A 12,782-nucleotide genomic window follows, 5' to 3' on the forward strand; every position below is an offset into this window, starting at 1 on the left:
GACTCCAGGTCAGTCGGGCGGGTGCGGGGCGACGACACCGGGGTCGGCTGCCTCGGATCGATCGTCCCGCGTCGATTCTCGCCGCCGATCGGGCATCGTGTGGCGTACTACGACCATGTGGTGCGGGAACCCGATCCGCAGCACGGCGGCGGCCCCCGCCGCGGCGAGCACCACCAGGGCGCCGAGCAGCAGGGCGGACCGGTAGCCGTGCCCGAGCAGCGGGGACACGACCAGCGGGCCCAGGATCTGGCCGACCGAGTAGCCGGCGGTCAGCAGCGCGACCGAGCGGGGGAACCGCAGCTCGGCGCCGGTGGCCAGCGCGAGGGTGCTGACACCGAGGAAGGTCGCGCCGAACAGCACCGCGGAGACCAGCGCGGCCCCCACCCCGCCCACCAGCGCGGGCAGCGCGATGCCGACCGCCTGGATCACCAGCGCCGCCAGCAGCAGATCGGGCCGTGACCAGCGCCGCCCGAGCCGCGCCCACAGCGCCGAGGACGGTACGGCGGCCAGCCCGACCAGCACCCAGGCGCCGCTGCCGATCCAGCCGGGGGAGCCCTGCGCGATCGCGGCGACCAGGAAGGTGCCGGCCACGATGTAGCCGACGCCCTCCAGGGCGTAACTCACGAACAGCGCGCCGAACCAGCGGTGTGTGCGGGTCGCCGGCGCCGAGGAGCGCGGGGCGGCCTCGGGCGGTCGCAGATTCCACGCACCGGCGGCGAACAGTGCCGCGAGCCCGGCCGAGGCCCACCAGGCCGCGCGCCAGTCGGCGACCGACCGCAAGACCAGGACCAGCACGCCGGACAGCGCGATGCCGGTCCCCACCCCGCCGAACGCCCAGCCCGGCAGGTGCGCGGGGTGGTCGCGCAGGTGGTTCAGCAGCGCGTTCACCGCGATCACGAAGACCAGCGCGCTCGCCACCCCGGCCAGCAGCCGCAGCACGCCCCACACGGCGGGGCTGTGGGTGACCGGCATCGCGGCGAGCGTGCCGGTGAGCAGGAGCAGGGAGCCGCGCAGGACGGCCCGTGAGCGGACCAGGGCGGGGGACAGGGTGCCCGCGAGCGCGCCGATGAGGTAGCCCACGTAGTTGGCGGTCGCCAGGTTCGCGCCGGCGCCTGCCGAGAGGCCCGCCTGGGCGTGCATCAGCGGCAGGATCGGCGTGTAGACGAAGCGGCCGACGCCCATCGCGGCCGCGAGCGCGGTGGCGGTCCGCAGGACGTGGGGCCAGGGGGAGGGGAGACCGGCGGGCGGGCGAGCCGGTGCCGTCATCGCGTGCTGTCGGCCCGGCCCGGGTCGTTGGGGTGGGATTCGAGCGGGGTGACGGCGAACGACATCCAATCGTGCAACGGCAGCGTGCCCAGCACCTTCTCGTACAGCTCCGCCTCGTCGGCGGCCCGCCACACACCGACACTGCGCCGCTCGCCCACCGGACGCCACAGCCGCGCGAGATGCCCGGTCGCCGCCAGCTCCTTCGCCCGGACCGCCTCGGCGGCACGACGTGCGGCGACCTCCTCCTGAGGGGTGCCCTCCGGCACGGTCGTGGTGATCTCGACCAGGAACTCACGCATGGCGTCTCTCCGTTCGGGCGGTGTCCGCGGTCCTGAGCCGCAGGGCCGGCATACGTTCATCCTGGGCCCGGCACCGGCCCGGCGCCACGACGGGCTTCCTCACTTCTGGTAGACACAGGCTCCCAGTGGCCGCGTAGCATGACGGGCGTGGAGCTGCGCCAGTTGCGGTACTTCGTCGCCGTCGCCGAGGAGCTGAACTTCGGCCGGGCCGCCGAGCGGCTGTTGATCGCCGGGCCCTCGCTCTCCCAGCAGATCAAGGCGCTCGAACGGGACCTGGGCGTAAGGCTGTTCGACCGGGACCGCCGGTCCGTCTCCCTCACCCCGGCGGGCGCCGCCCTCCTCCCGCACACCCGTGACCTCCTGGAACGGGCCGAGGACCTCAAGCGCCGGGCGGGCCGCCTCTCGGACTCCGAATCGGTGCGGCTCGGCTACGTCAACTGGCTCCCGTCGGACCTGACCCGGCGTACCGCCTCGGTGGCCCGGGTGCACATCGACGCCTGGGTCGCCCCCTCCCACACCCAGGCCGCCCGGGTCGCCGACGGCAGCCTGGACCTCGCCGTGTGCTGGGTCCGCACCGAGGACCTGAAACGGCTCGGGCTGCGGGCCCGGCTGATCGGCGCCGACCGGCTCTACGCCGTCTCGACCGGCAACGACACGGCAGACGTGTCCGCCCGGGACACCGACGTCCTCGTCGACGACGACGTCACCTCCTGGGCGTCCTGGAACGTGTACGCCGAGGAGCTCACACAGGCCACGGGGGCTCGCGCGGTGCGCATCTCCGACGGGGCGATCACCGGCCCGGCGTTCTTCGAGCACGTCCGCCGGTGCAGCCGTCCGGTCGTCAACTCGCCCAAGGGGCAGACCGATCCGCTGCCGCCCGACCTGGTCCGACGCGAGGTCGTCGGGCCGAGGGTGTACTGGACCTGGTCGGTCGTCAGCCGCGAGAGCGAGCAGCGCGAAGGGGTGCTCGCCGTGGTCGAGGCCCTGTGCGAGGGCGTCGGCGACCTCGGCATCCACGCCCCGGACGCGTGGCTGCCCGCAGACGATCCGTACGCGCTGCCCGACTGACCGGGCACGCCCGCCGGCTGACCGCACGCGCTCTCCCGCCGATCCGCGCTGGGAGCCTGTGCCTCCCAGACGGGAGGAAAGGGGTCCTGAGCGGGTCCTTCCGGATGCCGGTGGACCGCTCTAGCTTCTAAATAGTCGACCGGTCGTCTAGTGGATCGGTCCCACTGTTTCGGAGGAGAGCACCATGAGCACCAGCACTCAGGACCAGAAGGTCGCGATCATCACCGGCGCCTCGCAGGGCATCGGCGCCGCCCTCGTCGAGGGCTACCGCAAGCTCGGGTACGCAGTCGTCGCCACCTCGCGCACGATCGAGCCCCTCGACGACGCCGACGTCCTCACCGTCCAGGGCGACATCGCCGACCCGGCCACCGCCGAGCGCGTGATCGCCGCCGCCGTCGAGCGGTTCGGACGGGTCGACACCGTCGTGAACAACGCCGGCGTCTTCGTCGCCAAGCCCTTCACGGACTACACGCCCGAGGACTACGCGGCCGTGGCCGGCATCAACCTGTCCGGCTTCTTCCACGTCACGCAGCTCGCCGTCCCGCACCTGCTCGCCCAGGGCGGCGGCCACGTCGTCAACGTCACCACCAGCCTGGTCGACAACGCGGACGCCCGGGTACCGTCCGTGCTCGCCTCGTTGACCAAGGGCGGTCTTCAGTCCGCCACCAAGTCCCTGGCCATCGAGTACGCCACCCGTGGCATCCGCGTCAACGCCGTCTCGCCCGGCACCATCAAGACCCCCATGCACTCCGCGGAGACCCACGACTTCCTCGCCGCCCTGCACCCGGTCGGCCGGATGGGTGAAGTGAGCGACGTGGTCGACGCCGTGCTCTACCTGGAGGCCGCGCCGTACGTCACGGGCGAGATCCTGCACGTCGACGGCGGTATGAGCGCGGGTCACTGAGGCGCGGGTGACGAAGGCGCGGGTCAGTAGGACACCGGTCACTGAGAAAGGTCCATGGACATGAACAGCACGAACGACGACGCACTGATCCTGCGCGGTGTCCTCGACGCCTGGAAGGCGGCCGTCGACGCCCACCAACCGGAGGACGTGGCCCGGCTCTTCACCGAGGACGCGATCTTCCAGGGACTGCACCCTTATGGCGTCGGCCGACCGGGTGTCGCCGAGTACTACGCCTCGCAGCCCCTCGGGATGAAGGCCGCCTACCGGATCCTGGAGACGCGGCGGTACGCCGACGACCTCGTACTCGGCTATCTGGACACGGAGTTCACGTTCACCGACCGGCCGCCGGTGGACGTCAAGCTCGCCGTGCTGGTGAGGCGGCTGGGGGAGGGCTGGTACATCGCGCACTACCAGGTCTCGCGGCTGGACGCGTGACAGGTGTGAAGAAGAGCTGCGGCACCGCTTAAGAAAACCTCGATGGACCCGGGCGCTCCGGTGGGGCAGATTTGCCAGCAGAATCCACCCCTCCCCCGGAACGGGCTCGTTCGGCATGCCCGCGCCCGGGACCTCACCCACAGGAGCCGTAGCGTTGAAGGCGCTGGTCAAGGAGAAGGCGGAGCCCGGGCTCGCGCTCGTGGACGTCCCGGAGCCCACCGTCGGGCCCGGTGACGTACTGATCAAGGTGCTGCGCACCGGCATCTGCGGCACCGACCTGCACATCCGGTCCTGGGACGGCTGGGCGCAGCAGGCGATCCGCACCCCGCTCGTGATCGGGCACGAGTTCGTCGGCGAGGTCGTCGAGACGGGTCCGGGCGTCACCGACATCGCCCTCGGCGCCCGGGTCAGCGGCGAGGGCCACCTGGTGTGCGGGAAGTGCCGCAACTGCCTCGCCGGACGGCGTCACCTGTGCCGGGCCACGGTCGGGCTCGGCGTCGGCCGGGACGGGGCCTTCGCGGAGTACGTCGTGCTGCCCGCGTCCAACGTGTGGGTGCACCGCGTCCCCGTGGACCTCGACGTCGCCGCGATCTTCGACCCGTTCGGCAACGCCGTGCACACCGCGCTGTCCTTCCCGCTGGTCGGCGAGGACGTCCTGATCACCGGCGCCGGACCCATCGGCCTGATGGCGGCGGCCGTCGCCCGGCACGCCGGCGCGCGCAGCGTGGTGATCACCGACGTCAGCGAGGAACGCCTCGACCTGGCCCGCAAGATCGGCGCGAGCCTCGCCCTCAACGTCTCCGACGCCTCCATCGCCGACGGACAGCGGGAGTTGGGCCTGCGCGAGGGCTTCGACATCGGCCTGGAGATGTCCGGCCGCCCCGAGGCGCTCCGCGACATGATCGCGAACATGACGCACGGCGGCCGCATCGCCATGCTCGGCCTGCCGTCCGAGGAGTTCCCGGTCGACTGGGCGCGGATCGTCACCTCGATGATCACCATCAAGGGCATCTACGGTCGTGAGATGTACGAGACCTGGTACGCGATGTCGGTGCTCCTGGAGGGTGGCCTCGACCTCACCCCCGTGATCACCGGCCGGTACGGCTACCGCGACTTCGAGGCGGCCTTCGCCGACGCGGCCAGCGGCCGTGGCGGCAAGGTCATCCTCGACTGGACCGTGTGACTCCGCACCGAGCGCGCAACTCCCTTTCGGCTACGGCATTCTCAGGAGCTTCCCCCATGTTCGACTCCGTGCGCGACGACCTCCGCACCACCCTCGACGAGATCCGCGCCGCCGGTCTGCACAAGCCCGAGCGCGTGATCGGCAGCCCGCAGTCCGCGACCGTGAACGTCACCGCGGGCGGCCGCCCCGGCGAGGTCCTGAACTTCTGCGCCAACAACTACCTCGGCCTCGCCGACCACCCCGAGGTCGTCGCCGCCGCCCACGAGGCGCTGGACCGCTGGGGCTACGGCATGGCGTCCGTGCGCTTCATCTGCGGTACGCAGGAGGTGCACAAGGAGCTGGAGGCCCGTCTGTCGGCCTTCCTCGGCCAGGAGGACACGATCCTCTACTCCTCCTGCTTCGACGCCAACGGCGGTGTCTTCGAGACGCTGCTCGGCCCCGAGGACGCGGTGATCTCCGACGCCCTCAACCACGCCTCGATCATCGACGGCATCCGCCTGTCCAAGGCCCGCCGCTTCCGCTACGCCAACCGCGATCTGGCCGACCTGGAACGGCAGTTGAAGGACGCGTCCGACGCCCGACGGCGGCTGATCGTCACCGACGGCGTCTTCTCGATGGACGGGTACGTGGCCCCGCTGCGCGAGATCTGCGACCTCGCCGACCGCTACGACGCCATGGTCATGGTCGACGACTCGCACGCCGTCGGCTTCGTCGGCCCCGGCGGCCGGGGCACCCCCGAGCTGCACGGCGTCATGGACCGCGTCGACATCATCACCGGCACCCTGGGCAAGGCCCTCGGCGGCGCCTCCGGCGGTTACGTCGCCGCCCGCGCCGAGATCGTCGCCCTGCTGCGTCAGCGCTCGCGCCCGTACCTCTTCTCCAACACCCTCGCTCCCGTGATCGCGGCGGCCTCCCTCAAGGTGCTCGACCTGCTGGAGTCGGCCGACGACCTGCGCGTCCGGCTCCGCGAGAACACCGCGCTGTTCCGGCGCCGGATGACCGAGGAGGGCTTCGAGATCCTTCCCGGCGACCACGCCATCGCCCCCGTGATGATCGGCGACGCGACCAAGGCGGGCCGCCTCGCGGAGCTGCTCCTGGAGCGGGGCGTGTACGTGATCGGCTTCTCCTACCCGGTGGTGCCGCAGGGCCAGGCCCGGATCCGCGTCCAGCTGTCGGCGGCGCACTCCACGGAGGACGTGAACCGCGCGGTGGAGGCGTTCGTGGCGGCTCGGGCGGAGCTGGCGGCCGAGCAGGGCTGAGGGGAGCCCGGGGTGGGTCGCGTTCCGGCGCGTGCCGGGTTCGACGGGCGCGTTTGAGACAATCGATCCCATGATCGAAGCGCGGCGGCTCCACATCCTCCGGGCGGTGGCCGACCACCGCACGGTGACGGCCGCCGCCGCGGCCCTCTACCTCACCCCCTCCGCCGTCTCGCAACAGCTCGCCGCGCTGGAGCAGGAGACGGGCCACCGCCTGGTCGAGCGCGGGGCCAAGGGGGTACGTCTCACCGCCGCCGGCGAGATCCTGCTCGGCCACACCAACGCCGTCCTCGCCCAGCTGGAGCGGGCCGAGGCCGAGCTCGCCGCGTACAGCTCGGGCGCGGCCGGGACGGTCACCGTCGCCTCCTTCGCGACCGGTATCGCCCTGGTCGTGGCGCCGGCCCTGGCCTGGCTCGCCTCGACCGCGCCCGGCATCCGGATCCGGGTCCAGGACGCGGAGGGCGACGCCAGCCTCCCGATGGTCCTCGACCGGCAGGTCGACGTGGCGGTCGCCGTGGAGTACCGCGGGGCGCCGGCCGCCGACGACCCCCGGCTGACCCACGTGGCGCTGTACGCCGAGCCCTTCGACGCCGTCGTGCCGGTCTCGCACCACCTGGCCGACGCCGCCGAGGTGCCGCTCGCGGAGCTGGCCAAGGACGCGTGGATCGGCCCGTACCCCGGCAACCCCTGCCACGACGTGGTGGTCCTCGCCTGCGAGAACGCCGGCTTCCAGCCCCGGCTCGAACACTCCTCGGACGACTTCCGCGCGGTCGTCGCCCTGGCCTCGGCCGGCGCGGGCGTCGCCCTCGTGCCGCGCTCTGCGCTGATCGGCATGGACCTCGCGGGGGTGGTCGTCCGGCCCGTCGACGGGGTCGCGCCCACGCGTCGGGTCTTCGCGGCCGTACGCCGTGGGGCGGAGGAGCATCCGCTGATCAGGCCGGTGCTGGACGCGCTCGGGGAAGCGGCTCGGGAGTGACGCTCGGCAAGGCGGCTCGGGAGTGAGCCGTACGTAACCTGCTCGTTTCATATCCGGGATACCTTCCCGGATATGAAACAGCTCGATGAGGCGACCCCGGACGCCGTCGACGCCCGGCTCGGTGCTCGCCTGGCCGACCTGCGGGCCGAACGCGGTTGGTCCCTGGGGGAGTTGGCGGAGCGCAGCGGGGTCAGCAAGTCCACGCTGTCCCGGGCTGAGCGCGCGGAGATCAGCCCGACCGCCTCTCTGCTCAACCGCCTCTGCAATGTCTACGGCCGGACCATGTCCCAGCTGCTCAGCGAGGTCGAGTCCGAGCCCGCGCTGCTGTTGCGGGCCGCCGAGCAACCGGTGTGGCAGGACAGGGCCTCCGGTTTCGTACGCCGGTCCGTGTCCCCGCCGCATGCCGGGCTGCGCGGTGAACTCGTCGAGGGGCGGCTGGCGGTGGGCGCCGACCTCGCGTACGACCGGCCGCCCGTGCCCGGTCTGGAACAGCACATCTGGGTGCTGGAAGGGGCGTTGGACGTGACGGCCCAGGAGGTGACGCACCACCTCGACACCGGGGACTGTCTGCGGTTGCGGGTGTGGGGGCCGACCCGGTTCCGGTGCGCGGGCGATGCGGACGTGCGGTACGTCCTGGCGGTGGTGCTGCCGTGATCGTGCGGAGACTTGGTAGTGGTGAACTGTCCGCGCGGGTGGGGGAGTTGGCCGAGTTGCTGGTCGACACCGTGGACGGTGGCGCCTCCGTCGGGTTCCTCGCACCGCTCGATCGCGCGGAGGCGCTTGCCTGGTGGGAGGAGCGGGCGGCGGGCGTGGCCGCCGGGCAACTCGCCGTCTGGGCCGCTCAGGACGGGGACCGGGTCGTCGGCACCGTGAGCCTCGCCTTCCCGGGCAAGCCCAACAGCCGTCACCGGGCCGAACTGGTCAAGCTGATGGTGCACCGGGACGCCCGCGGACAGGGCCTCGGCCGCACGCTCCTCAGTACCGCCGAGGAGGCCGCCGCCGCGTCCGGCATCACCCTCCTCCACCTGGACACCGAGACCGACAGCCTCGCCGAACGGCTCTACGGAGGGGCGGGTTGGACCAGGATCGGCGCGATCCCGGACTACGCGGCGGATCCCGGCGGGGTGCTGCGGCCGACGTCGATCTATTACAAGCGGTTGGGGGCGGGCGTAACCGCTGCGCGCTGAGCGCTGCGACCTGTGAGCCGCGACCTACGAGGAGCGGTGCTCTCACCAGGTGGTTGTCAGTGGGAGGCGCTACGGTGCGAGGCATGCCGGACGCCGAAGACGTACGCCGTGTCGCCCTTGCTCTGCCGGACACGACGGAGAAGATCGCCTGGAACATGCCCACGTTCCGGGTCGCGGGAAAGATGTTCGCCACAGTGCCCGAGGACGAGACCTCCATCGCCGTGCGCTGCCCCAAGGAGGAGCGCGACGAACTGGCCCTCGCCGAGCCGGAGAAGTTCTGGATCGCCGACCACGAGGCGCAGTTCGCGTGGGTGCGGGTGCGGTTGTCCGCGCTGGAGGACGAGGGCGAACTGCACGACATCCTCGCCGACTCCTGGCGCCAGGCGGCCCCGACCCGTCTGCTCGACTCCTACCCCGAGTTGGGGCGGCCGGCCACGGACTGAGATCCCCTCGGGCGTCGTCGGTGCCGCGTGGCATGATCCGAGGTTGTTCGTGACGGGCGGGGCGGGAGACGCGAGGGGATGGCAGGGATGTCGTCACATCCGGGGTCGGCGGCGGATCCGACGGGGGGAACGGGTTCGCCGGGGGCGGCCGCTCCGCCGGATCGGTCCGCGGGGGCTCGGGGGCAACGGCCCGTGTGGTCGCGGGACTTCGCGCTGTTCTTCGTCGCCCGGGCCATGGCCCGGCTGGGTGACACCATGCTGCCCGTCGCCCTCGCGGCGGGGCTCCTCCAGCACGGGTACGGGGTGGGCGCGGTCGGTCTGGCGATGGCCTCGACGGTCGCCGCCTTCGCCGGGCTCGTCGTCTTCGGCGGGGTCATCGCCGACCGGTTCGACACCCGGAAGCTGATGATCGGCGCGGATCTGGTGCGCCTCGGCACCCAGACACTCGCGGCCGTGCTCTTCTACTCCGGCCATGTCGTCCTGTGGGAGATCTGCGCGATCGGCTTCGCCAACGGCATCGCGGGAGCCGTCTTCCAGCCCGGCGTGGCGAGCACGGTGCCCCGGCTCGCCTCCGACATCCAGGGCGCGAACGGCGCGATCCGTATCGCCGAGTCCGCCGCCCAACTCGGCGGCCCGGCCGCCGCGGGCCTGCTGGTCGGCTTCGCCTCGCCCGGCGGAGTGTTCGCCGCCCACGCCGCCACGTACGCGGTCAGCGCGCTGTGTCTGCTGCTGCTCCGGCTGCCGCCGCTCACCCCCGACACCGAACCGACCGGGCACGGCGGAAGGGCCTTCCGGGCCGATCTGGTTGAGGGCTGGCGGGAGTTCAGGTCGCGGACGTGGCTGTGGGGCGTGATCGCGATCTGGTGCGTGTACATGATCGCAGTGTGGGGGCCGTCGGTTCCGCTGGTGGCGACGGAGGTGGTGCAGCAGCACGGTCCGCGCGCCTACGGCCTGGTCAACTCCGCCCTCGGCGCGGGCACGGTCGTCGGCGGCCTGCTCGCCCTGCGGCTGAGACCGCGGCGCATGCTGCGCGCCGGCGCGGTCTCCCTGTTCCTCTTCGCGGGCTTCCCGGCGGCCGTCGGGGCCGGCCTCGGCGTTCCCGCCATGGCGGTCGGCGCGGCCGTCGCCGGGGCCGGGATGTCGTTCTGGGGCGTGATGTGGGCGACCAGCGTGCAGACGCAGGTCCCGCCCGACGTCCTCAACCGCATCCACGCGTACGACGTGGCCGGCTCCCTCGCGATGATGCCGGTCGGGCAGGCCCTCGCAGGACCCGCAGCCTCGGCACTCGGCGCCGACCAGGTTCTCCTCGTCGCGGGCGCCGTCAGTCTCGCCATCCCGGTCGCCCTCCTCGCCGTACCGGCGATCCGCGACCTGGTCCGCGCGGACGCGCCGAAGGCGGGCTCGGGCCTGCGCCCGGCACCCGAGCGGGAGTGTCCGCAGCCGGGGTGACGGGGTGGCGCGGACGTCGGGCAGGACGGCGCGGACGTCGGGCAGGACAAAAGGCGTGCGCGACCACCGACCCGAGTGCGGTATTGTTTCCATGCGTGTTCGGCCGGGGGAAACCCCAGGTCAGACGGGCACCGGGACGTGGCGCAGCTTGGTAGCGCACTTGACTGGGGGTCAAGGGGTCGCAGGTTCAAATCCTGTCGTCCCGACTCGAAGGAGTCGCAGATCAGGGGCGGTGTCGGAGGAATCCGACCCCGCCCCTCGGTCATGTCCGGACGGGCGCCGCGATGTCAGGCGCCCTGGCCGACCGGTACGCGCGGGAAGGACTCCCAGCGGTCGAGTTCGGCGAGGCGAGAGCGGAGCGAGGCACGGATGTTCTCGATCGCGTCCGCGCCCACGGCCAGGCGCAGGGGCGGCTCGTCCAGTGCCGTGACCGCGATGATCGCGTCGGCCACGGTGTCGGGGTCGCCGAAGGCCTCGGGCGGCAGCTCGGAGAAGTCGGTGAGGAACTTGCCGACGGTCGGCGCGTAGACGTCGTTCGGGGCGACGACGTGCAGGCTGGTGGCGAACTCGGTGGCGAAGGTGCCCGGTTCGACGATGGTGACCTTGACGCCGGTGGGGGCCAGTTCGTGGGCGAGGGCCTCGCCGATCAGTTCGACCGCGCCCTTGGACGCCGAGTACAGGCCCGAGGAGGGCCAGGCGAACTGGCCGATGAGGGACGAGATCTGCACGACCCGGCCCTGGGCGGCCCGCAGGGCGGGGAGCGTGGCCCGCAGGACGGCGAGGTTGGCCAGCACGTTGGTGTCGAAGATCGCGCGGGCCTCGGCGGCGCCGATCTGCTCGACGGCGCCGAACAGCCCGTATCCCGCGTTGTTCACCAGGACGTCCAGGCGGCCGCCCGCCGCACGCACGACGTCGGCCAGGACCTCCTCCGCGTCCGGCGCGGTGATGTCCAGCGGGACCGTGGTGACCCGCCCGTGCGGGGCGCTGTCGGCCAGGTCGGCGAGCCGGTCGCTGCGGCGGCCGACCGCGATCACATGGGCGTCGGTGGCGAGCGCGCGGTCGGCGATCAGACGGCCGAAGCCCGAGGTCGCGCCGGTGATGAGCCAGGTGGAAGGCATGTCGGGGACTCCCTGTGGTGGGCCGTGCGACAGACACGGCGGGGTGAGGTGGAAGGGGGCGCCGGGGCGGTGATCCGCCGCGGTGTTTCCCTTCTCAAGCCAACCGCCGGGGCAGGGCCGCGAAGGCCTTGGAAGCGGCCCTCCGCTTCCTGGGACGCGGAGGGCCACCTTCGCCGCGGCACGGTCCGCCGGTTCGCGCGACCATGGATGGATGGACCGGAACGAAGACCTCGGCGACTTCCTGCGGGCGCGACGCGCGGCGATCGATCCGCAGCGGCTCGGCATTCACGACGCGACCCCGCGCCGGGTCCCCGGACTGCGCCGGGAGGAACTGGCGGCGCTGGCGGGCGTCAGCGTGGACTACTACACGCGCCTGGAGCAGGGCAGGCCCATCACGCCCTCGGACTCGGTCCTCGACGCCCTCGCCAACGCCCTGCAGCTCGACCCGGCCGAGCGCAGCTACCTGCACACGGTCGCCCGCCGACCGGCCGGCGGGCGGCGCCGCACCTCCCGTAGCGTGCAGAAGGTACGGCCCGGGGTGCACGCGCTGCTGGCCCGGCTCGGGGACACCCCGGCCTTCGTACTGGGACGGCGCACCGACATCCTGGCGAGCAACCGGATGGCCCGCGCACTGCTCGCCGACTTCGACGCGATGCCCGTCCGGGAGCGGAACGCCGTGCGCTGGGTGATGCTCGACGAGGCCGCGCGGTCGCTCTTCGCGGACGACTGGGAGAAGGTCGCCACCATCTTCGTCGGGACGCTCCGGATGGACGCCGCACGGCACCCCGACGACACCCGCACCGCCGAACTCGTGGGCGAACTGTCCATCAAGAGCGACCGCTTCCTGCGCTGGTGGGCGGGGCAGAAGGTGGTCGAACCCAGCCACGACACGAAGGTCCTGCGCCACCCGATCGTCGGCCGACTCACCCTCCACACGGAGGCGTTGACCTTCCCGGGCGACCCGGACCAGACCCTCTTCACGTTCCTGGCCGATCCCGGGTCACCTTCGGACGAGGCCATGACGGTTCTCTCCGCGTGGGCCGCGGACCAGAGGCGCTCCGACGGTTCGAGGACGGTCCCGACGACGCCGTACCAGTGACCGCGGCGGCGACGGGAAAAAGACGTGTCCATTGACGGGTTAATGATGGTTTCCGGCCCTTCAGAAATGGCGTGCGATCGACCTAACGTTTCTGGCAGG

14 protein-coding genes and 1 tRNA gene are annotated in these 12,782 nt (G+C 72.3%); 12 read left to right on the plus strand and 3 right to left on the minus strand.

From position 1 onward, the window contains the following. Positions 1 to 9: 9 nt before the first annotated feature. Positions 10 to 1,266 (minus strand): YbfB/YjiJ family MFS transporter, encoded by a 1,257-nt coding sequence (locus tag ACWD5F_RS24225; RefSeq protein WP_451257205.1) that lies wholly within the window; start codon positions 1,264 to 1,266, stop codon positions 10 to 12. After that, positions 1,263 to 1,565 carry a muconolactone Delta-isomerase family protein gene (locus ACWD5F_RS24230; protein WP_451257207.1) on the minus strand — a complete coding sequence of 101 codons (303 nt, stop codon included), beginning with the start codon at positions 1,563 to 1,565 and terminating at the stop codon, positions 1,263 to 1,265. Before ACWD5F_RS24230 ends, ACWD5F_RS24225 begins: the two co-directional genes overlap by 4 nt. A 138-nt stretch (positions 1,566 to 1,703) precedes the next feature. Here ACWD5F_RS24230 and ACWD5F_RS24235 point away from each other — a divergent pair, with 138 nt between their 5' ends. The 11 genes from ACWD5F_RS24235 to ACWD5F_RS24285 all read left to right on the plus strand — a co-directional run bounded on the left by ACWD5F_RS24235 (position 1,704) and on the right by ACWD5F_RS24285 (position 10,672). Then, positions 1,704 to 2,633: a LysR family transcriptional regulator gene (locus ACWD5F_RS24235; RefSeq protein ID WP_451257209.1), complete on the plus strand. Its 930-nt coding sequence runs from the start codon at positions 1,704 to 1,706 to the stop codon at positions 2,631 to 2,633. A gap of 184 nt (positions 2,634 to 2,817) precedes the next feature. Beyond that, positions 2,818 to 3,537: an SDR family NAD(P)-dependent oxidoreductase gene (locus tag ACWD5F_RS24240; RefSeq protein ID WP_451257211.1), complete on the plus strand. Its 720-nt coding sequence runs from the start codon at positions 2,818 to 2,820 to the stop codon at positions 3,535 to 3,537. A 60-nt stretch (positions 3,538 to 3,597) separates the two neighbouring features. Then, complete coding sequence (locus ACWD5F_RS24245; RefSeq protein WP_451257213.1) at positions 3,598 to 3,972, plus strand: YybH family protein; 375 nt, start codon at positions 3,598 to 3,600, stop codon at positions 3,970 to 3,972. A 154-nt stretch (positions 3,973 to 4,126) separates the two neighbouring features. Further along, positions 4,127 to 5,155, plus strand: coding sequence for an L-threonine 3-dehydrogenase (tdh, locus tag ACWD5F_RS24250; protein ID WP_451257215.1), 1,029 nt, complete (start codon positions 4,127 to 4,129; stop codon positions 5,153 to 5,155). A gap of 56 nt (positions 5,156 to 5,211) precedes the next feature. Then, a complete protein-coding gene (locus ACWD5F_RS24255; RefSeq protein ID WP_451257217.1) occupies positions 5,212 to 6,414 on the plus strand; it encodes a glycine C-acetyltransferase in 1,203 nt (400 codons plus the stop codon). Positions 6,415 to 6,484: 70 nt separating this feature from the next. Beyond that, the gene (locus ACWD5F_RS24260; RefSeq protein ID WP_401712113.1) at positions 6,485 to 7,387 is read left to right on the plus strand and encodes a LysR family transcriptional regulator; all 903 of its coding nucleotides are present in this window, start codon (positions 6,485 to 6,487) and stop codon (positions 7,385 to 7,387) included. A 72-nt stretch (positions 7,388 to 7,459) separates the two neighbouring features. Beyond that, positions 7,460 to 8,041, plus strand: coding sequence for a helix-turn-helix domain-containing protein (locus ACWD5F_RS24265; protein ID WP_451257219.1), 582 nt, complete (start codon positions 7,460 to 7,462; stop codon positions 8,039 to 8,041). Further along, on the plus strand, positions 8,038 to 8,574 hold the full coding sequence (locus ACWD5F_RS24270) for an N-acetyltransferase family protein (protein ID WP_451257221.1): 537 nt from the start codon (positions 8,038 to 8,040) through the stop codon (positions 8,572 to 8,574). The genes ACWD5F_RS24265 and ACWD5F_RS24270 overlap by 4 nt, the downstream gene beginning before the upstream one ends. An 83-nt stretch (positions 8,575 to 8,657) precedes the next feature. Beyond that, a complete protein-coding gene (locus ACWD5F_RS24275) occupies positions 8,658 to 9,017 on the plus strand; it encodes an MmcQ/YjbR family DNA-binding protein (RefSeq protein ID WP_401712104.1) in 360 nt (119 codons plus the stop codon). A gap of 78 nt (positions 9,018 to 9,095) precedes the next feature. Next, positions 9,096 to 10,466, plus strand: a complete 1,371-nt coding sequence (locus tag ACWD5F_RS24280) for an MFS transporter (RefSeq protein WP_451257224.1) — start codon at positions 9,096 to 9,098, stop codon at positions 10,464 to 10,466. 132 nt (positions 10,467 to 10,598) lie between these two features. Continuing rightward, a tRNA-Pro gene (locus ACWD5F_RS24285) sits at positions 10,599 to 10,672 on the plus strand. Between the two features lie 81 nt (positions 10,673 to 10,753). Here ACWD5F_RS24285 and ACWD5F_RS24290 read toward each other — a convergent pair. Then, on the minus strand, positions 10,754 to 11,584 hold the full coding sequence (locus tag ACWD5F_RS24290; RefSeq protein ID WP_451257226.1) for an SDR family NAD(P)-dependent oxidoreductase: 831 nt from the start codon (positions 11,582 to 11,584) through the stop codon (positions 10,754 to 10,756). 211 nt (positions 11,585 to 11,795) lie between these two features. Between ACWD5F_RS24290 and ACWD5F_RS24295 the strand changes: the two genes are divergently transcribed. Further along, the gene (locus ACWD5F_RS24295) at positions 11,796 to 12,683 is read left to right on the plus strand and encodes a helix-turn-helix transcriptional regulator (RefSeq protein WP_451257228.1); all 888 of its coding nucleotides are present in this window, start codon (positions 11,796 to 11,798) and stop codon (positions 12,681 to 12,683) included. Positions 12,684 to 12,782: the final 99 nt, after the last annotated feature.

Source organism: Streptomyces sp. NPDC002499, assembly GCF_053595415.1.